The sequence below is a fragment of the Magnetospirillum gryphiswaldense MSR-1 v2 genome (assembly GCF_000513295.1).
GTDB classification, from domain to species: domain Bacteria; phylum Pseudomonadota; class Alphaproteobacteria; order Rhodospirillales; family Magnetospirillaceae; genus Magnetospirillum; species Magnetospirillum gryphiswaldense.
Map to the genome: position 1 here is coordinate 3,120,985 of NC_023065.1, position 19,688 is coordinate 3,140,672.

The following is a 19,688-nucleotide window of genomic DNA, read 5'->3' on the forward strand; positions in this document are numbered from 1 at the left end:
ATATCAATAAGATGTACCTTATTGTGGCAAGCCCTTAGGAATGTCCGTCTATGCGCTTGCGCACGGCCAGCAGATCACGCCAGGCCTCGCGCTTGGCCGCCGGAGTGCGCAACAGATACGCGGGATGAAAGGTGGGCATGACCGCCACCGGGCGCGGCAGACCGGGCGAAGAATAATCAAACCAGCGCCCGCGCAGGCGGTTGATGCCCTCGGATCGTCCCAGCAGGGCCGAGGCGGCGGCGCCGCCGAACAGGATCAGCAATTTAGGGTCGACCAACTCGATATGACGGGTGATGAAGGGCAAACACACCGCCACCTCGTCCGCTGTCGGCTTGCGATTGTCCACCGGGCGCCAGGGCACCACGTTGCTGATATAGACGCTGCCGCGATCCAGGCCGATGGAAGCCAGCATGCGATCGAGCAGCTTGCCCGACTTGCCGACGAAGGGCAGGCCTTGGCGGTCCTCCTCCTGTCCCGGCGCCTCGCCGATGCACATGATGTCGGCATCCGGGTTACCGTCGGCGAACACCGTGCTCATGGCCGTGCGCTTCAACGGCAAGGCGTCGAACGCCTCCATGGCCTGACGCAGTTGGGCCAGGTCGCGACACTGCGCCGCCACATGCGCAGCGGTGCCGCCGTCATGACGCGCGGGTGGGGCCGAGGGCTGCGGGGCAGGGGCCGGCATGGCGGCGGCCACCGCCACCGGGCGTGGCGGCGCCTTGGCCGAAGCTGCGAAACGATCCACCGGCACTTCGCCGATGGCTTCATCCACACCGGCATCCAGATACCAGCGCAACAGATCGTGGGGGGAGAGGTCCAGGGGCATGATGGCTAACAAAATATCACGAACCCTGGCCCTGTTTGAAGGATTCGTATCTTCACGAAATCCTGTGCTATAGAGGCGACCTCGTTTGTCACACTTCGCGCCGGGTGGGCGGCGCCGGTCAGGGATAGGGACGACATGGAACGCGAAGCGATGGAATTCGACGTGGTGATCGTTGGCGGCGGGCCTTCGGGTCTGTCGGCATCGATCCGCCTGAAGCAGCTGAACCCGGAGCTTTCGGTGTGCGTGCTGGAAAAGGGCTCGGAAGTGGGCGCCCATATCCTGTCGGGGGCGGTGTTCGAGACCCGCGCCTTGGACGAGTTGCTGCCCGACTGGCGCGACCGCGACGCGCCGCTCAATTGCCCGGCCCAGGACGATGCCTTCCTGTTTCTGACCGAGAGCAAGGCGATCCGGCTGCCGACGCCGCCGCAGATGAACAATCACGGCAATTACATCATCAGCTTGGGCAATGTCTGCCGCTGGCTGGCCGGTCAGGCCGAGGAACTGGGGGTCGAGATCTATCCCGGCTTCGCCGCGTCCGAGGTGCTGTATCACGACGACGGTTCGGTCAAGGGTGTGGCCACCGGCGACATGGGCATCGGCAAGGATGGCGAGCCCACCGCCAATTACACCCCGGGCATGGAACTGCACGCGCGCCAGACCATCTTCGCCGAGGGCTGCCGCGGTTCGCTGACCAAGACGCTGTTCGAGCGTTTCGACCTGCGCAAGGACTGCGACCCGCAGACCTACGGCATCGGCATCAAGGAATTGTGGGAAATCGATCCGGCCAAGCACAGCCAGGGCAAGATCGTCCACACCGTCGGCTGGCCGTTGGACAGCCAGACCTATGGCGGCTCGTTCCTCTATCACCTGGAAGACAATCAGGTGGTGGTCGGCTTCGTCATCGGCCTGGATTACAAGAACCCGCATCTGTCGCCGTTCGACGAGTTCCAGCGTTTCAAGACCCATCCGGCCATCCGCTCCACCTTTGAAGGCGGGCGCCGCATCGCCTATGGGGCGCGGGCCATTTCCGAGGGTGGCTTGCAGTCGATCCCCGAACTGACCTTCCCCGGCGGTCTGCTGATCGGCGATACGGCCGGCTTCCTCAACGTGCCCAAGATCAAGGGCAGCCACACGGCGATGAAATCGGCCATGGTCGCCGCCGAAGCGGTCGCCGCCCTGTTGAGCGAGAATTCCGGCAATCAGGCCCATGCCTATCCGCGCGAGCTGAAGAAGACCTGGCTGTGGAGCGAGCTTCATCAGGTGCGCAACATCCGCCCCAGCTTCCACAAGGGGCTGTGGCTGGGCATCGCCTATTCGGCCCTGGAGACCTATCTGTTCCGCGGCAAGATGCCGTGGACCTTCAAGATTCATGCGGATCACGAAGGCTTGGGCAAGGCCAAGGATTTCGCCAAGATCGCTTATCCCAAGCCTGATGGGGTGATCAGCTTCGACAAGCTGTCCTCGGTGTTCATTTCCAACACCAATCACGAGGAAAACCAGCCGGCGCATCTGAAGCTTAAGGACGAACGCGTCGCCATCGACGTCAATCTGGCCCTGTACGACGCCCCCGAGCAGCGCTATTGCCCCGCCGGCGTCTATGAAATCGTCGATGGTCCAGCCTTGCGCATCAACGCCCAGAACTGCGTCCACTGCAAGACCTGCGACATCAAGGACCCGACCCAGAACATCACTTGGACCGTGCCGGAAGGCGGCGGCGGACCCAATTATCCGAATATGTGAGGGTGGTTCCAGGCGGAGAAATCCAGCCGTGACACGGATGAACACGGATGCCGCTTCGCGGCCACACGGATAAACACGGATTTTTTGTTTTTATCCGTGTTTATCCGTGCCAATCCGCGTCTATCCGTGTTGCGGCTGGTTCTATCTGCCGATGATGGCGGTGCCGACACCACGGCAGTAATTTGTTTGTGCGTGGCACACCCCGCCGAAATCGTTATTATGGCCCTTCGCTCCTTGGATGTGGCGCCGCCGCATCCGCCAGAAAGCATGGGTGACGATGATAAGGGTGTTGAAGATGGCCCCGATGCGCTGGGCAGCCATGGCCATGGTGGCTGCACTGGCCGCCTCGTGTTCGCCGCAAGGCAGCAACCCCAATGGCTCGGGTCGTGACGACCGCCCCATGATCGTGGTGGGACGCTCGGGTTTGGGGGCATTCCTGGCTGGCCGGCTGGCCCAAGGCCAGGGCGACACCGCCGCCGCCGCCGATTATTACGCCGCCGCCCTCTCTCGCGACCCCGACAATGGCGACTTGCTGCAGCGCGCCTTCACCCTGATGGTGACCGAAGGGCGGATGGATGGGGCCGTCCCCATGGCCCGTCGCCTGCAGGATCTGGATAGCGAATCGGCCATGCCGGTTCTGGTCAGCGGCTTGGCCGACGTCCATGACGGTCTGCTGGTGCAGGCGGAAAGTCGCTTTGCCGCCTTGCCCCGCCGCGGTTTGAACGGTTTGGTCGGCCCGTTGATGAGCGCTTGGGCGCTGGCCGGACAAGGCCGCACCGATCAAGCCCTGGCGGCCCTGGAACCCTTGGCGCAATCCAAGGGATTTGCCGGCGTCAAGGCCTATCACTCAGGCTTGATCAACGATCTGGCCGGGCGCCATGACGCTGCCGAGGCCGCGTTTTCAGAGGCCCTGGCCGGGCAATTGTCCATTCGCGGCATCGAGGCGGCGGGCAGCCTGTATCAGCGCCGCAACCGTTCAGATCAGGCACGGCACTTATACGAGCGCTATCAACAGGAACATCCCGATACCCTGCTGTTCGACGGCAATGCCCTGCTGAAGGCTGGCCCTGCCCTGGCGCCGGCGGTACCCGACGCTCAATCCGGCATGGCCGAGGCGTTGTTCGACGTCGCCTCGCTGATGCGCCAAGGCAATGGCCAGGAAGCTGCTGTCGTTTTCGCCCGTCTGGCACTTTACATGCGCCCCGACTTCCCGCTGGCCCGCGCCATCCTGGGCGACATGCTGTCGGCCCAGGATCGACTGGATGCGGCCAATCTGGTCTATGGCGGCATCGCCCCCGATGCGGCGGCCTATTATTATGGTCAGATGCGGGTGGCGGTTAATCAGGAAGAGTTGGGCGATACCGATGCGGCTCTGACTCGCTTGGCCAAGCTGGCCAAGGACCGCCCGGACAGCCTGGACCCGCTAATCACCCGGGGCGATATCCTGCGCCGCAAAAAACGCTTTGCCGAGGCCGCCGAGGCCTATGGCGCGGCCATCAACCGCATCGGCCCCGCCTTGTCGGTGCAGCATTGGCCGCTGATTTACAGTCGCGGTATCTGCCTGGAGCGGATCAAGCAATGGGACCGGGCCGAAGCCGATTTCAAGAAGGCGCTGGAACTGAAGCCCGATCAACCAGACGTGCTGAACTATCTGGGTTATACCTGGGTTGATGCCGGCATCAACCTGGACGACGGTCGGGCCATGCTGGAAAAGGCGGCAAGTCTGCGCCCGCGTGACGGCGCCATCATCGACAGTCTGGGCTGGGCCTTGTACCGCTTGGGCGATTATCATAATGCCGTGAAATACCTGGAACGCGCGGTGGAGTTGAAGGCAGAGGACCCCACCATCAACGACCATCTGGGTGACGCCTATTGGCAGGTGGGCCGTCAGGCCGAGGCCATGTTCCAATGGCGCCGGGCCATGGGATTGGACCCCGAACCCGAAATGATCGAGCCCCTGAAAGAAAAGCTGCGTACCGGTCAGGTTCCGGCCAAACCCGTGACCAAGTAATGCCTCCGGTCAGCGTCGAGGCCTGGGCCAAGGTCAATTTGTACTTGCACGTCACCGGCAAACGCCCGGATGGCTACCATTTATTGGACTCACTGGTGGTCTTCGCCGGCATCGGCGACACCCTGCGGGTGGAAGCCGCCGATGATCTAAGTCTGAGCGTGGATGGCCCCACCGCCGCTTTGCTGGACGGTATGGGCGGCAATATCGTTCTGGACGCCGCCCAGGCCCTGGCCCGGGCAGCGCAGATTCCGGCCCTCGCCCGTATCCATCTGACCAAACGGCTGCCGGTGGCGGCGGGCATCGGTGGTGGTTCCGCCGACGCCGCAGCCACTCTCCTGGCCCTGTCGCGCCTGTGGGGGGTGACCCTACCCCCCGCTCAACTGCACGCCCTGGCCCTGGCCCTGGGCGCCGATGTGCCAGTCTGCTTGCGCCGCCGCCCCACTCGTATGGGGGGCATCGGCGACACTCTGGCCGAAGTCCCGCCGCTGCCCGCCGCGTGGCTGGTATTGGTCAACCCCAGGATCGGCCTGTCGACGCCGGCGGTGTTCAAGGCCCGCCAAGGTTGCTTCAGTGCCCCACAGCCCCTGGAAAGCAGCCCCGCCGATGCCGAGCAATTGGCCGCCATGCTGGCCCATCGCGGCAACGATCTGACCGATGCCGCTATCAGCCTGGTGCCGGATATCGCTGAAGTCTTGCAGATGCTGCAAACCACCCCGGAGTGCCTGTTGGCGCGCATGTCGGGCAGCGGCGCCACCTGTTTCGGCCTGTTCGCCGGCCAAGCCCAGGCCGATGCCGCCGCCGCCGCCATTGCCGCCGTTCATGGGCAATGGTGGTGTAAATCGGCGCCATTGCTTTCCGCCTCTTGAAACCTGTCGCAGTTCCGACTATGGTGCGGCCCCGCTGTTGGGGCGTCGCCAAGCGGTAAGGCACCGGTTTTTGGTACCGGCATTCCCAGGTTCGAATCCTGGCGCCCCAGCCACCTTTCCCATCCCAGGAAATCCGCGACTTTCACCGTCCTGAATCGGGCGTGTGGAGCAATGGTGTGTAGCAGTCCCGTGTAGCAACACGGAGACGCCGATGTCTGTTGCCCAGCACACAATCCGCCGCGGTGGCACATACCACTTGCGTTGCCGGGTGCCGTTTGATTTGGTCGCGGTGCTCGGGCGAAGCGAAATCCACCGCTCGCTTGGCACAGCCTGCCCCAAGGAAGGCAAAAGGCGAGCAATCCGCCTTTACGGGCTGTTCGTGGATATCTTCGACGGCGTGCGGGTGATGGCGGAAACCAAGGAAGAATGGCTGGCACAATTGGCGGCGATGGACGCCAAAAGCAGGGCCGACCGTATCGGCGAACTGTTCGACCTTGCCACGCTTTGCGTGAAGGAGGCGGAACAGGAAAGGGCGCTGCGCGAAAAGCGCGACGGGCAAATCCGTGAAATGGGCGAGCACCTGGGCTACTTCATCGGCCAATTGGCCGACAGCGTTTCCCCGGAACGGCTTGCCCTGCTTGAACATTGGAAAGCGACGTTCTCGGCCCTGACCCGCGACCGCGACGACTTGAAACGGCAACGGGACGAATTGGCGGATTCCGCCACCGTCGCCCAAGGGGCGGAACTCATCTCGGCGATCACCCGGCGTCTTGGGCTTCCATTGGTCAGCGCGACAACCCCAACCGTCTCGCAGTTCCTGAACGACACCTACGCCAAGGAACGCCGGTTGGCCGATGACAGCCACCGGCACATTACGAACTTCATCAGCCTGTTCGCCAAAATCACCGGAGACAAGCGATTGGCGGATTACACCCGCACGGATGTGGTTGATTATGTGCGAACGCTGGAACGGTTGAGCCGTTCAACCGGCAAATCGCCCGAGGACAAAACAGCCTCTGTCAAGCGGTTGCTGGAAAAGTCCGTCGGCAAACCGACGATGAACGCGACCACCATCGGCAAGCACGTCCAGCACGTGAAGGGTTTCTTCAACACCGCCCGCAAACACCTGAACTTCACCACCAGCGACACCATCGACCAGATGTTCGATGGTATCGATTTGAGCGACTTCGTCCCGTCCATTCAAAAGCGGAAAATCTGGTCGATCGACAAGTTGAACGCCCTGTTCAACACCCCCATCTGGCAAGGCACGTTCCGACCTCGCCAAATAGATCGGCCTGGGTCGTCAACGTGCCAAGGCGGCCACGTGACGGTAGGGCCGTAATGGACATTGTGCCTGCGGCCACCGCCAAACATGGGCCGACCTTCCCGGAAAATTGAAGGCACAGTCGCCCGGTCGGTTATGCCCAGCGTGGCCCAAACCGTCGCCTTGCCACTTTTGGGGCGGGGGAAGGGAATCGACCCCTCGGCGGAAGCTTGAAAAAGCCGCCACTCTCTTGCCACTCCGAATGCCAGACTTGCCTAAAATCGGGCTTCTGGCATAATGCCGGTCCCTTCGCGGGGACGGCGGTTTGCCGCCATTTCCTCAGGGTCGCGGGTGTAGCTCAATGGTAGAGCAGAAGCTTCCCAACCCAACCTAAAGTAGTAATTTTCCTTCAGCGATATCAATGACTTAGCCCTGGACTGAAGGCCAAGGCAGAGTTATTTCACCGTCTTTACCACTCTGACGAGTAAAGAGGCGGCGAAACGGTATGGCAAACATCCGCAAGCGTGGCGATAGCTGGCAAGCCAAAGTTCAACGCAAAGGCATGCCGGTTCTTTACCAAACCTTCGCCAAAAAATCCGACGCGGCAGTTTGGGCACGGCAGCTTGAAGCGTCCATTGACCGTGGCGAAACGCCCGACGAGGTCGGGCCGATGGCGACCACCACGTTTGGCGAACTGATTGCCCGCTACCAAGCGGAAGTGACAGTCACGAAGCGAAGTGCCCGCCAGGAGAATTACCGCATGAAGCGGTTCCTGGGTATCCATCCGGTGAAGGACGCAGGGGGGGGGGCGGCGTCAGGCGGCGACGGCGGAGGCCGGGTTGGCGTTCCGCCAGTTCCAGGGCAGGAGTTCGTCGATGCGGCTGGCGGGGTGACCCGCGATCCGTGCAAGGACATCGGCCAGCCAGGCTTGCGGATCGATGTCGTTCATCTTGGCTGTGACGATGAGGCTGTACATGGAGGCGGCACGCTGTCCACCGCGGTCGGACCCGGCGAAGAGCCAGGACTTCCGGCCGAGCGCGATGCCACGAAGGGCGCGTTCGGCGGAATTGTTGGTCATGCAGACGCGGCCGTCGTCGAGGAAGCGGGTGAAGGCGGGCCAGCGTTTCAGCATGTAGTCCATGGCCTTGGCAAGATCGTTGCCTCGCGACAGACCGGCGCGCTTCTCCGTCAGCCATCGTTCCAGGTCGGCGACCAGGGGGGCGCTGAGCTCCTGGCGGATCGCCCGCCGCCGGTCGGCGTCCTGGCCGCTGATGGCGCGCTCGATCTCGAACAGGGCGTCGATGCGCCGGACCGCCTCCAGCGCCAGGGGCGAGATCACCGAGGCAGCCCGGCCCTCGGCCTTGCGGCGGGCATTGGCCGCCAGGTCGGCTAGGGCGAAGAACGGACGCCTCGCATGCGCCCAGCAGGCGGCCTCCAGGATTGGCCCGGGTTTTCGGTCGGGCAGGTAGAGTGCGCCATAGCCCCCATAGGCGTCCGCCTGGAGCAGCCCGGCATACCCAGCGAGATGGGCCTGGGGGTGTTCACCTCTCCGGTCGCGCGAATAGTAGAACATGGCCGCCGGTGGTGCCGGTCCGCCGAAGGGGCGGTCGTCGCGGACATAGACCCAACATCGGCCGGTGTCGGTCTTGCCCTTCGCCAGGACGGGCACCGTGGTGTCGTCGCCATGCAGACGCGCGGCGGCAAACACATGGGCCTCGATGCGCCGGATCAACGGCTCCAGGGCGGCGCAGCCGGCGCCCACCTGGTCGGCCAGCGTGGACAGGCTGAGCGGCACACCCTCCTTGGCATAGCGCTCGGCCTGGCGGTTCAGCGGCTGGTGCTGCCCGAACTTCTCGAACAGGATCATGGCCAGCAGGCTGGGGCCGGCCCAGCCGCGCGGGGTCACATGGAAGGGCGCCGGCGCCTGGCTGATCTTCTCGCAGTCCCGGCAGCTGAACTTCTCGCGGACCCGCTGGATGACCTTCCACTGGCGCGGGATCACCTCCAGGGTCTCGGTGACGTCCTCGCCGATCTTGCGCAGACGGTCACCGCCGCAGCAGGAGCAGGCCGACGGAGCCGGCTCGACCACCCGCTCGCGCGGCAAATGCTCGGGAAACGGCTTGCGGGCAGGCCGGTTGCGGGTGAAGGCCGCCACGTTGGTGGTGCGCGCCGCGGCCTTCTCGGCGGTGATCTCGTCCTCGGTGGCCGCCGCCGCCAGTTCCTCGAACGCCAGCTCCATCTGGTCGATCAGGCGGGCCGAGCGTTCCGCCTGGGGGCCGTAGAGTTCGCGCTTCAGTTTCTCGATCTGCAGCTTCTGGTGCGCGATCAGCGCCTGGTCCTCGGCGGCCCTGGCGCGCGCGACCGCCAGCTCCGCCCTCAGGGCGTCGATGTCGTCTGTCGGGGTCTCGCGGCCGATTTCCATGCCCCAATGGAATCATAAAACCCGGCCGCTGACTCGCTAAAAATGTGGGTTTCCGCCCTATCCGGCACTTCGCGGGCGGAAGGTGTGGCGCGGGTTGCGCCAGTCGATCCCGTCGAGCATGTAGGCCAGTTGGGCCGACGAGATCGCCACCACGCCGTCAGCCGGAGAGGGCCAGATGAACCGCCCCTTCTCCAGGCGCTTGGCGTACAGCGACATGCCCAGGCCGTCGTGCCAAAGGACCTTGATCAGATCCCCCCGAGCACCCCGGAAAACGAACAGGTCACCGGCGTGGGGATCGCGGCCGAGCGCCTCCTGCACCTGCAGCGCCAAGCCGTTCATGCCGCGCCGCATGTCCGTCCGCCCGACCGCCAGCCAGACCCGGACGCCCGTCGGAACCGGGATCATCGCCGCTCCAGCACGTCCAAGACCCGGCACAGCAGCTGGGCACCGACACCATCGCCGACACGGACACGGTAGCCACCAGCCAGATCGATCTCCACCACGCCGGCAGAAGAAGAGGCTTCCTTCCGCCCGGAGGCCGCCATGTCCTCGGCCACCACCACCGGCACCATATGGGCCGGCACCGTCTCGCCCTGTTGTCCCCCGAAACGCTTGCGCCAAGTGAAAACCTGATTGTCGTTGACCCCGTACCGCCGCGCCACCCCGGCCACAGAGGCCCCGGGCTCGTAGGTCGCCGCGACGATCTCCCGCTTCAGATCCTCAGGCCAAGAACGGTTCCGCCGCCGCCCGGTCGAGTTTCTGTCCATAAATGAATCCGTGGACACTTCCGCCAACTTCAACGCCAATCAGGCGATCAGCTTCGCCGAAGCTCACCCGGCCGGGAAGGCGGTCCACGCCGGAGGGATACGTTCCTGGCCCACCCCATGAGCAAGCTTCACCTGAAGGATTTGACCACCGGTGTCTTTGCGGGATACCGGAATGAACGGTCAAAGTCATGCGGCCCCCAGCAGGTTCGCCACGAGTTGAATCTGATGGGCCACATCATCCGCACCGCCACCATTGACTGGGATTTTCCATTCGGCAAAAACCCCGTCGACCTTATCCGCAAGCCCAAGATTCCGCCGGGAAGGACGCGGCGATTGATACCGGGCGAGTTGGAAAAGATGCGGGAGGGGATGGAGAAGTCCGAATCCACCTACTTGATCCCGATGATCGAGTTCGCCATAGAAACCGCCATGCGGCGTGGTGAAATCTTGGGTTTGGAGTGGCGAAACTTCAATTTCCGCACCAATACGGTTCTGCTGCCAGTGACCAAGAACGGCCATCCCCGCACCGTGCCGTTGAGCAGCAAAGCGATGGACATCATCCGCTCACGGTTTGGGTTGGATGATAAGCGGGTGTTCGCGGTGACCGAAACTGCAGTGCGGCTTGCGTTTGACCGGTTGATGGACAGGATCAGGATTGATGATCTGCACTTCCACGACCTACGGCACGAAGCCATCACCCGCTTGTTTGAGCGTGGGCTGACCGTGCCAGAAGTGGCGTTGATCAGCGGTCACCGGGAATACCGGATGCTGACGCGATACACGCATATTTCGCCCGAAGAACTGGTGAAGAAGCTTGGGTGATGTTAGCCGCGAAATGAGCATTGCTCTTAACCTGTTACCGAGATCGTTTGGTGCATCCAATCATCAGGTAGCGAGGAACCGACCATGGTTTCGGGTAAAGGAGCATCGCCTTAGGGCTTGGGGAGACTTCCCGGAATTTGGTTATTGTGAAACCCGCGTTGAGTAATTTGGCGATATAAATTTCCAGTGGGCGATGGAAATGAATGCTCATCAAGGGATTGGTTTCGAGAGAAATGTGAAACTCCATCTCAACAGCTATTTCATCACTGTAAGAAAACCACTCTTTATCGGCATAACCATAATGAGCTGGCCAAAACGCCGGGTGAGGAATTACCGATAAAAAGTATCCGCCGTCAGTCATCGACGTGCTGATGGCATTTAATGACGATTCTAAATTTGGGGTGTCCATTAGAAACATATTGGCCAGCACAAAGTCGTGGCGAAATCCCGATGAGATTGCGTATCCTTCAATGCTGTCATTGATAAAAGTTACGTCTGTGCTGGAAAATAAGTTATCTGCTACTGCAATCGACTTCCCACTTATATCAATGCCGATTACCTTGTCACAATAATTTGAAATCATATTTGCCATGACTCCAACACCACAACCCACATCAAGGCCATTGGTAAACTTTTTTCCTTTTAGGCCCTTTGCGATTTCAGGCATTAGCACATGATTGTATGTAATGTCTTTGCCAGAGGTAATTTGCTCAAGCCTTGTATCAGCAAGGCTGTCCCATTGCTGTCTAAGCGTATTCCAGTCAACGGACTTAGCAAGTCGGCAGAGCATGTTCTTTGACCTTGTCCTGCGACATAACGTCTAGCTTGATCAAAATGTCTGCCAAGTCGTTGGCTACCGCAAAGAACGGGTGATGGCCCTGCTGAAATTCGTGGATCACATGCTGTCCATCCACCTTGCCGCCGACAGCCACCTGGGCGTCGTGGCGGTCCTTGTTGATTATGGTGAATCTGGAGGCGGGTGTATGGCGAAGCCCTGCGTAGGTTACAATCTTAGCCCCTTCGGCACGCAGTTCATCCGCCAGAGGAATATCGTGTTCTAGTATAATAGTCAGCTCATTGGCGGCTGCTTTTTTGAGCAAAACAGATTTAACGTCATCATTATTCGTCCAGCTCATGTCACGCGTAAAGATCACGGCACGACCAGGATGTGAAATCCATTTCAGCATGTATTTCAAAATTTGCTTTTCAGTACGGCACGAATGCGGCCTGTTTTTGTAATAGGACCTAAATGCCATGATGCTCCACAAGAGCGTGAGCATGCCGGCGACGATATACAAAGCGAGTTCGAGTGAACTAAAGGGCTTTCCCTGTTCGCGGAATGTAATGGCCAAGCCCGCAAGCGATGCGACGGACCCATAAACCGACAGCAGATTCATGAAAAGCATTGAACGTCCTCGCCAGCCGCAGTGTGCACTTCTGCAGCACCCCACATTTATCGGCAGGATCGTTGATCAGGAGCGAATTTTCAACTGGCCGCTTACAACCTCGGCTCACGACAACCAAGTGTCTTTTTCCTACTTGTGGGCTATGACGGCTAACTCAGCAAATTGACGGCTTCCCGCAACATGGCGTCATTCACGTCGATGTAGCGTTGGGTGGTGGCAAGGCTGGAATGCCCGGCAAGGTGTTGGAGTACCCGTGCCCCAACGCCCTTGCTGGCCAGGGTGGTGATAAATGACCGGCGACCGCTATGGCTGCTCGCCCCGTCAACGCCCGCTTCCGCATAAATGCGGCGGAACAACTGGACCAGGGTGTTGGCCGAGAACGGCTTGTTGGATTTCTGGCTGGCGATGAGTGGCTTGGTCGGGTCAATGGTAGCGGTGGTGGCGATGTATCGGGCCACTTCCTTCTGGAGCCGTTCCGACACCATCACGGTTCGGCCCTTCCGCCCCTTGGTCATCGTATGGGCGAGGTAGATTTCCGACTTGGGCTTGCCCTGGCCATCCACCACGGCCCCGATGGTCAAGCTGGCAATCTCACAAGCCCGAAGGCCCGCCAACATGGAGAACATGAAGGCCATGCGGTTGCGGTCGGCGTGGCGGTCTTGGGCGATGACGGCCAACACCCGCTTCACTTCCTGGTCGGAAAGAACCTTCGCCTGCTTCATAGGAAAATCTCACGAAATGTAAGCCTACGAAGATTCTAACTCGTTTCCGCCAAGCGTCCAGTCGAGGTTGGCAGCGGAACCCAGGTTTTCTGCGGGTTTGCGGGCTAATGTCATAGTTTCCTTCTTCTATGACATTTCCATTCTGGCAGGGCCGAGGCCCTATTCGCATGAAACTTCCGAGGAAGTTAGCGGCGTTTGGTGTAGGGCTCGTTCTGAAGCTTGAAGCCCAATTTTTTCAGCACCGCCGTCCGGTAGGTTGACCAGTCGAGCCCATAATAGGGAACGCCGGAAATCATTATTTCGTGCTCGGCCCGCAAGGCTCCGTCAATGTCATTCGACACGTAATCCGCTGACCAAAGCCGGTCCTCCAAGAATGGATTCCAGCCGCGATTTTTTAGGCCTTTGGGTGGATCGACATCGCCATCATAAAACGGCAAGGTCCCATCTTCCTCGGAAACAACATATGCAAACTCTCGTTCATTCCGTGACCACGTGAAGTCAAAGCCATCGAACGGGAAAATCGCGTATATCTTCCGCCACTTGCCCTGCTTGATGTCGCTGTAGGCACGTGCGTGCTCGGGATTTGACGTGCAGATTACGCTATTCCCACGGTGAGCGGCAAAGCCGTGTTCCTTCATCCAATCTATCGCGTATCGATGATTGACGAGCCCGCTACTTTTTGGTCGACGCTCTACCTTTGGGCGGCCAACAAATGCGGGGCCGTGATCACGCTCCCCAGTTCCCCTGAAAAGTAGCTTGCTATTGAGCCGCTCAACCGACCGGATAAACCATCCGCAATTTCGTTTGATCTCCTTCCAAACGGCATTGAATTCACCGCCGTGGATTGGGATGGCCTCGCCTAGACGGACGTCCTTGCCGTGATCCTTGCGGCTTGCGGGGCGACCGGCCCGCTTCTGGGGATGGATCTCAAGCCACGGCACCCGTTGTTGTTCGATCTCGTCGGCTATCCACTGATACCGGTAATGCTTCGGCATGGACGGCAATAGGATTATCGAGTTGCCATTGTCAGCAGCGGCTTTGAGCACCTCCCGCAGCTTTGGTCGAGGCTGGCGATTGGCTTCTGGTGTTCCAGGCCCCTCATAACGCGTCTCTATTTCCCGCCCCACATCGCTGACCGCTGCGAACGGATGGGCTGCGGCTCGTTGGCGAACCCATTCTCGTTGCACATCGACCGAGGGCGAAACGCACCCCCGTGCCGAACGAATTTCACGGTAATAGGGGATCAGCAGTCGTTGATCGGTCATAGCAGTCCTGAAAAGGCGTTTTGATCAAACTCATCAATATCCTTTTCTAGAGCCCTGTCTAGCAGGGAATGGCGATATTTCTGATCATTTTTTCAGAACTGCTGCTTCAGATGCATCATGATCATATGAAGACGACGGAACGCGATGCTGTCGGCCTCACCAGAACAAGGTGGTTAACACCAGTTTCTGCTGTAAACATCGCTGTAGGAGATAAAATTATGATTGAAAACATGAACGTCGAACACCTGTCTAACCTTGCGGCTGAAGGCAGCCGTGTTTTTGCGGATTACTTCCACAACCTTGATAAGGCCATTCGTTCCACCGAAGGCAAAGCCGTGGAATGCACCAAGATTGCCTACGAATATGGCGTCGCAGCATTCAAGGATACGGAAGCTTTCCAGGCCGTTCTGACCGACGACGGCATCCAGCTTAAGGGTGGTTATAATGCGGACAATCACTTCTTGGCCGTCACCAAGTTGCTTGCGACGCTGGCCAAGGTGCCGTTCAACAGCGGTGAAATTTCCCGCATCGCCGCCATCTGCCTGCACGCCTATGAATCGGGCGTGTCGGCGGAAGAACTTGCTGCCTATATCGAGCAGGTGGGTGGCATTCGCAAAGCTTACGATGCGTCGGTCGACGCCCGCCGTAGCAAGGGGGCCGCCGAGCCGAGGCCGGAAATCGACAAGTCGCTTCACATTCGGATTTACACGGATGGTGGCTTCCAGGGAAGCTTGAACGTGACCCCGGACTTCGTTGCCAAGTTGATCCGCAAGTGGGGTGTCGAGGAACCCGGCACGGATGGGTTCACGTCTTCCACGGCGACCAATGACAACGCGGCCAATGCCAAGGAGGTGACCCATGGTTAATAAATCCATGCGTGACCTTCGCATCGAGATGGGGGCTTTCGCCCCTATCCCGAGCAACAATGCCAGCCCGTTGAACTACATCGGCGGCAAGGCCAAGGTGGCGGAAAGGCTTTGGCGTCTTCGCCCGGTTGCGGCGAGCTTCGACACCATCATCGATCCCTTCTTTGGCGGCGGTGCCACACCGCTGACGTTTGCCCGGTTGGACGCTCATCGTAAAAAGCACTACCGGGTGCGTGACATGTTCGGCCCGACCGTAAGCTTCTGGCAGGTTCTGCAGGCCCAGCCTTGGGAATTGGCTAAAGCGGTTGATATTTTGCTTCACCGGTTTGCCGACGGTCGTGCCCTGTACATGGCTTGCCTTGAGCACATCAAGGAATGGCAGGCCACAGGCCAGGGTTCGGTGGCGGCGGCTGCAGCCTACTATATTCACACGCACACCTGCGTGCCTGCGAAACAGCTCCATTTGCTGCCCCGTGGGTACGGCCCGTTGCGGGCAACCAAGTGGCTGAGTAATGCGAAAGGGACCACCGGCAGGTTGATCCGGTGGTCAGCACTGATCGCGGATTGGGATATCAGGCAGCAGGATTATAAGGCGACAATGGCCGAGGCCATCGAACTTGGAGATAGGGCGTTCGCCTTCATCGATCCGCCCTACGAAGGGCAAGATGCGGACCTGTATGATTGTTCGTTCACTGCCGACGATCACGACCGCTTGGGGGGCTTGGTTTCGGCTGCCGGGCGGAATGGTGCCAAATGCATGGTCACCATCAACCATTCGCCCGTGAACAACCGGCGATATGCCGATCATTTCCGCTTGTTGCGTGAACAGGTATATGCGGTCAACGAGCCGGGAACCGATCAAAAAAAGGTCGGAACCGAACTGGTGGTTTTGACTTATGAGCCGCCATGTTTCCAAAATATGGTTGCCAACAATAACTGGCGATTTGCTGTCAAGGTCTGAAATAAAATGCCCAGCTTTTATTGACTTAATTTAACGGCTGGCGGTACTTTTATTAATACGAAATTACCAATAACGGTAGGCACATTATAAATGGAGAAATAATATGGGTAGAAAAATTATCATAGTGAAGTCCAATGCGAAGTGGGAGGTAAGCAAAAAAATTATAGAATGTCTCAATGACAATAATTGCAATATCTCTAAATTGGAGTCGTATAAGCGTGACTCCAACATTAGCAAAGCGATTTCAAAGGCTATCAAAGAAAAGTTAGGTAAGGGGTATTCTGGTCTGCACTGCTATATAATTGAAGACAAAATCGCCACGCTTGTTCGCCTTGCCTCTGATATCAAGGTTGTGGGGTGCCTTGATGAAAATGCTATCGTTAAAATTTTGGAAGGGACTGCCAACCAAGACGTGGCCGAGGCACGAAAAGCATTAGACATGCATAACCATTACTGGGGCGTGACCGATGAAATTGAAAGCTTTCTTAGGAATAGGCTTGGGCCAAACTATAATCTGATGAAGAGCACGCTTAACAGCATTTCAAATATCAGAAGCGTACTATTTTCATCATATAATGATGCTAAATTGTTATACATTGATGCATTGGCAAGGGCGATAAGTCCTCTCGTCTGAGAACTTTGGGAGGGGGCAAATTCCTCCTCCCTTTCCTCATTGAAATACATTGCCAATTTACCTGAGGCAGCTCCACGCAAATATTCCACAGGAAGCTGAGGACGACTGGTTCCCCCTGCGGCATAATGCTCCCCGAAATTGACCATTCAGGGCTGCCGCATATGAACGCCGAACTCCACCGGACCCTTTGGGCGACTGCCGATAAGCTGCGGTCCAACATGGATGCTGCCGAATACAAGCACGTCGTCCTGGGGTTGATCTTCCTCAAATACATTTCGGATACGTTCGAGGAACGGCGGCAGGAATTGGTGGTGGCATTCGCCAACCCGGATCATGAGCTTTATATCGGGGATGACGCGGCCAGTGCCGAACTGCTGGAAGACCGCGATTATTACACGATGGCGAACGTCTTCTGGGTGCCGGAATCGGCCCGGTGGTCCATTGTCCGCAATCAGGCCAAACAGCCCGATATCGGCAAGCGGATTGATGATGCCCTGATCGCCATTGAACACGACAATCCCCGCCTCAAGGGCATCCTCGACAAGCGGTTTGCCCGTGTGCAGTTGGAGCCGGGCCGTCTGGGCGAACTGATCGATCTGGTTTCGTCCATCGGCTTTGGCGAGAAGGACAAGGCCAAGGATGTCCTGGGGCAGATATACGAATATTTCCTGGGCCAGTTCGCCAGTGCCGAGGGCAAGAAGGGCGGGCAGTTCTATACCCCCGCCTCGGTGGTGAAGGTACTGGTCGAGGTGCTGTCACCCCACAAGGGCAAGGTCTATGACCCGTGCTGCGGTTCCGGGGGCATGTTCGTTCAGTCGGAAAAATTCGTAGAAGCCCACGGTGGCCGATTTGGCGACATCTCCATCTATGGCCAGGAAGCCAACCCCACAACATGGCGGCTGGTGGCGATGAACCTTGCCATCCGTGGCATGGACTTCAACCTGGGCAAGGAGCCCGCCGACACCTTCCATCGGAATCAGCATCCTGACTTGAAGGCCGATTACGTCCTGGCCAATCCACCCTTTAACATTTCCGATTGGGGTGGCGACAAGCTGGCGACCGATCCCCGTTGGGTTCATGGCACGCCACCAACTGGCAATGCCAATTATGCTTGGTTGCAGCACATCCTTTCCCACCTCAAGCCAGCGGGCAGTGCCGGTGTGGTGCTGGCCAACGGCTCCATGTCATCCAATCAGAACAGCGAAGGCACCATCCGCAAGGCGATGGTCGAGGCGGACGTGGTCGAGGTGATGGTTGCCCTGCCGCCCCAATTGTTCTTCAACACCCAGATTCCTGCCTGCCTCTGGTTCCTCAACAAGGACAAGAGCAAGAACGGGCGGAACCGAAAGGGCGAGGTGCTGTTCATAGATGCCCGCAAGCTGGGCCGGTTGGTGACCCGCGTGATCCGCGTGTTTGATGACGAAGACATTGAGCAGATCGCCCGCACCGTCCATGCATGGCGGCAGGACGGCGAAACCACCGAAGCCTATGCCGACGTTCTCGGTTTTTGCCGTGCCGTGAAGCTGGAGGAAATTGCCGAACACGGCTTCGTCCTTACCCCTGGCCGCTATGTCGGGGCCGAAGAGGTTGAAGATGACGATGCTACCTTTGCCGACAAGATGGAGATTTTGACCGCGACTTTGGCCGAACAATTGGAAATGGGAACGGAATTGGACGAGGTTATCCGGGAGCGGTTGGGGGAGCTTGGATATGCCGTCTGAATGGCCCGAAGTTCGATTGGAAGATGTGACCACCATTTTAGGGGATGGTCTGCACGGAACCCCCGAGTATGACGATGCTGGAGACTATTTTTTCGTCAACGGAAGTAACCTTTGCGAGGGGCGAATTGTTTTTGATGAGAAAACTCGGCGGGTTTCAGAAAAAGAGTACAAAAAGCACCAAAAAAATCTCAACGACCGCACGGTGCTTGTTTCAATAAATGGAACAATCGGAAATGTGGCTTTATTTTGCGGCGAAAATGTCGTGCTTGGGAAGAGTGCTTGTTATTTTAATGTCATACACAGCGTCGACAAGCATTACATTTATTATGTTTTGAGTGGCCTGCCTTTTAAGAACTACATCAACAAGCTGGCGACTGGCTCCACGATCAAGAATGTGTCTCTTCGTCTGATGCGTGATTTTTCCTTTTTGCTCCCACCACCGAAGGAGCAAGAGCGGATTACATCCGTGCTGAGATGCCTTGACGACCGCATCACCCTTCTCCGCGAAACCAATACCACCCTGGAAGCCATCGCCCAGGCCCTGTTCAAGTCTTGGTTCGTGGATTTTGATCCCGTGCGGACCAAGGCCGAGGACCGGGAGCCGGAAGGCATGCCTCCCGAGGTAGCGGACCTGTTTCCAGCAGAGCTATTGGAAGCCGAACTTGGGACAATCCCCAGCGGTTGGAGGCAAGGTGTTTTGGGAGATGTTCTTACTCTTCGGAATGAGCGGGCGGCGGCGGGAAAAATGACCGCTGCGTTGCCGTATGTCCCGGTTGAATGTATCTCACCAAGAACAGTGACACTTGAGCAACATCGCCCTGGTGAAGAGGCTCAAAGTAGCCTGATCTTATTCAAGGGTGGTGACATTCTTTTCGGTGCCATGCGGCCATATTTCCACAAGGTCTGCCTTGCCCCGTTCGACGGAGTGACACGGACAACTGTTTTCACCCTTATGCCGAAAACGCCGGAATTGCGGCAGTTTGCTCTATTGACGGCTTTCCAGACGGAAACCGTGGAATACGCGACCAATCACTCACAAGGATCAACGATTCCATACGCCAAATGGAAGAAATCGCTGGAACTTAAGCCGGTCGTGGTACCACCTCTTCCCGTCGCAAGGGCTTTCGGGCAGATCGTCGAGCCACTGTTGGATCGTGCATCCGCTAATATCCGGCAGGTGGCGTTGCTGGCCGCACTCCGCGACACCCTTTTGCCCCGCCTCATGTCGGGTAAGCTGCGGATCAGCGACGTGGAAAAGGCACTGGAAGCGGTCTGACCCGGCAGGTGGTGGATTGATTTCTGCCGCCCGCAACAGATAATGGAGGTTGTGCTTCCGGCTGCGACCAGGGGCAAGCCGGAGGCATCGGCTTCCGGCGAATCGGCTGATGGGGGAAG

19 protein-coding genes and 1 tRNA gene are annotated in these 19,688 nt (G+C 58.8%); 11 read left to right on the forward strand and 9 right to left on the reverse strand.

Annotated features, from left to right (window positions below; all coding sequences use genetic code 11):
- Window positions 1-34: 34 nt before the first annotated feature.
- Complete coding sequence (locus tag MGMSRV2_RS14940; protein ID WP_024081191.1) at window positions 35-826, reverse strand: uracil-DNA glycosylase; 792 nt, start codon at window positions 824-826, stop codon at window positions 35-37.
- A 135-nt stretch (window positions 827-961) separates the two neighbouring features.
- Here MGMSRV2_RS14940 and MGMSRV2_RS14945 point away from each other — a divergent pair, with 135 nt between their 5' ends.
- The 5 genes from MGMSRV2_RS14945 (at window position 962) to MGMSRV2_RS14965 (ending at window position 6,785) form a co-directional block, all read left to right on the forward strand.
- Window positions 962-2,566: an electron transfer flavoprotein-ubiquinone oxidoreductase gene (locus tag MGMSRV2_RS14945; protein ID WP_024081192.1), complete on the forward strand. Its 1,605-nt coding sequence runs from the start codon at window positions 962-964 to the stop codon at window positions 2,564-2,566.
- Window positions 2,567-2,861: 295 nt separating this feature from the next.
- Window positions 2,862-4,577, forward strand: a complete 1,716-nt coding sequence (locus MGMSRV2_RS14950; RefSeq protein ID WP_024081194.1) for a tetratricopeptide repeat protein — start codon at window positions 2,862-2,864, stop codon at window positions 4,575-4,577.
- Complete coding sequence (locus MGMSRV2_RS14955; protein WP_024081195.1) at window positions 4,577-5,443, forward strand: 4-(cytidine 5'-diphospho)-2-C-methyl-D-erythritol kinase; 867 nt, start codon at window positions 4,577-4,579, stop codon at window positions 5,441-5,443. Before MGMSRV2_RS14950 ends, MGMSRV2_RS14955 begins: the two co-directional genes overlap by 1 nt.
- Window positions 5,444-5,481: 38 nt before the next feature.
- Window positions 5,482-5,556 (forward strand) — tRNA-Gln (locus tag MGMSRV2_RS14960).
- A 98-nt stretch (window positions 5,557-5,654) separates the two neighbouring features.
- Window positions 5,655-6,785: a DUF6538 domain-containing protein gene (locus tag MGMSRV2_RS14965; RefSeq protein ID WP_024081196.1), complete on the forward strand. Its 1,131-nt coding sequence runs from the start codon at window positions 5,655-5,657 to the stop codon at window positions 6,783-6,785.
- A 391-nt stretch (window positions 6,786-7,176) separates the two neighbouring features.
- Here the strand turns inward: MGMSRV2_RS14965 and MGMSRV2_RS21495 are convergent, their stop codons facing one another.
- The 4 genes from MGMSRV2_RS21495 to tnpA are packed head-to-tail and all read right to left on the reverse strand — an operon-like array spanning window position 7,177 to window position 9,896.
- The gene (locus MGMSRV2_RS21495; protein ID WP_158497778.1) at window positions 7,177-7,491 is read right to left on the reverse strand and encodes a hypothetical protein; all 315 of its coding nucleotides are present in this window, start codon (window positions 7,489-7,491) and stop codon (window positions 7,177-7,179) included.
- Window positions 7,492-7,521: 30 nt separating this feature from the next.
- On the reverse strand, window positions 7,522-9,129 hold the full coding sequence (gene tnpC / locus MGMSRV2_RS14970; protein WP_024079059.1) for an IS66 family transposase: 1,608 nt from the start codon (window positions 9,127-9,129) through the stop codon (window positions 7,522-7,524).
- 57 nt (window positions 9,130-9,186) lie between these two features.
- Complete coding sequence (gene tnpB, locus MGMSRV2_RS14975) at window positions 9,187-9,534, reverse strand: IS66 family insertion sequence element accessory protein TnpB (RefSeq protein WP_024078582.1); 348 nt, start codon at window positions 9,532-9,534, stop codon at window positions 9,187-9,189.
- A complete protein-coding gene (gene tnpA / locus MGMSRV2_RS22465) occupies window positions 9,531-9,896 on the reverse strand; it encodes an IS66-like element accessory protein TnpA (RefSeq protein ID WP_024079338.1) in 366 nt (121 codons plus the stop codon). The genes tnpB and tnpA overlap by 4 nt, the downstream gene beginning before the upstream one ends.
- 117 nt (window positions 9,897-10,013) lie before the next feature.
- Between tnpA and MGMSRV2_RS14985 the strand changes: the two genes are divergently transcribed.
- Window positions 10,014-10,718: a site-specific integrase gene (locus tag MGMSRV2_RS14985; RefSeq protein ID WP_052588997.1), complete on the forward strand. Its 705-nt coding sequence runs from the start codon at window positions 10,014-10,016 to the stop codon at window positions 10,716-10,718.
- Window positions 10,719-10,752: 34 nt separating this feature from the next.
- On the opposite strand, the gene MGMSRV2_RS14990 is transcribed toward MGMSRV2_RS14985, so the two are convergent.
- From MGMSRV2_RS14990 to MGMSRV2_RS15005, 4 genes are all read right to left on the reverse strand, one after another.
- Complete coding sequence (locus MGMSRV2_RS14990; protein ID WP_024081198.1) at window positions 10,753-11,508, reverse strand: class I SAM-dependent methyltransferase; 756 nt, start codon at window positions 11,506-11,508, stop codon at window positions 10,753-10,755.
- A complete protein-coding gene (locus MGMSRV2_RS14995; protein WP_041633663.1) occupies window positions 11,489-12,115 on the reverse strand; it encodes a hypothetical protein in 627 nt (208 codons plus the stop codon). Before MGMSRV2_RS14995 ends, MGMSRV2_RS14990 begins: the two co-directional genes overlap by 20 nt.
- A gap of 158 nt (window positions 12,116-12,273) precedes the next feature.
- Window positions 12,274-12,846 carry a tyrosine-type recombinase/integrase gene (locus MGMSRV2_RS15000; RefSeq protein WP_024081200.1) on the reverse strand — a complete coding sequence of 191 codons (573 nt, stop codon included), beginning with the start codon at window positions 12,844-12,846 and terminating at the stop codon, window positions 12,274-12,276.
- Window positions 12,847-13,031: 185 nt separating this feature from the next.
- On the reverse strand, window positions 13,032-14,111 hold the full coding sequence (locus tag MGMSRV2_RS15005) for a hypothetical protein (protein ID WP_024081201.1): 1,080 nt from the start codon (window positions 14,109-14,111) through the stop codon (window positions 13,032-13,034).
- A gap of 68 nt (window positions 14,112-14,179) precedes the next feature.
- Here MGMSRV2_RS15005 and MGMSRV2_RS15010 point away from each other — a divergent pair, with 68 nt between their 5' ends.
- The 5 genes from MGMSRV2_RS15010 (at window position 14,180) to MGMSRV2_RS15030 (ending at window position 19,569) form a co-directional block, all read left to right on the forward strand.
- Window positions 14,180-14,977: a hypothetical protein gene (locus MGMSRV2_RS15010; protein ID WP_144084316.1), complete on the forward strand. Its 798-nt coding sequence runs from the start codon at window positions 14,180-14,182 to the stop codon at window positions 14,975-14,977.
- Window positions 14,970-15,938 carry a DNA adenine methylase gene (locus MGMSRV2_RS15015; protein WP_024081203.1) on the forward strand — a complete coding sequence of 323 codons (969 nt, stop codon included), beginning with the start codon at window positions 14,970-14,972 and terminating at the stop codon, window positions 15,936-15,938. Before MGMSRV2_RS15010 ends, MGMSRV2_RS15015 begins: the two co-directional genes overlap by 8 nt.
- 103 nt (window positions 15,939-16,041) lie before the next feature.
- Window positions 16,042-16,572, forward strand: coding sequence for a Na-translocating system protein MpsC family protein (locus MGMSRV2_RS15020; RefSeq protein ID WP_024081205.1), 531 nt, complete (start codon window positions 16,042-16,044; stop codon window positions 16,570-16,572).
- 161 nt (window positions 16,573-16,733) lie between these two features.
- On the forward strand, window positions 16,734-18,293 hold the full coding sequence (locus MGMSRV2_RS15025) for a class I SAM-dependent DNA methyltransferase (protein WP_024081206.1): 1,560 nt from the start codon (window positions 16,734-16,736) through the stop codon (window positions 18,291-18,293).
- The gene (locus MGMSRV2_RS15030; protein ID WP_024081207.1) at window positions 18,283-19,569 is read left to right on the forward strand and encodes a restriction endonuclease subunit S; all 1,287 of its coding nucleotides are present in this window, start codon (window positions 18,283-18,285) and stop codon (window positions 19,567-19,569) included. Before MGMSRV2_RS15025 ends, MGMSRV2_RS15030 begins: the two co-directional genes overlap by 11 nt.
- Window positions 19,570-19,688: the final 119 nt, after the last annotated feature.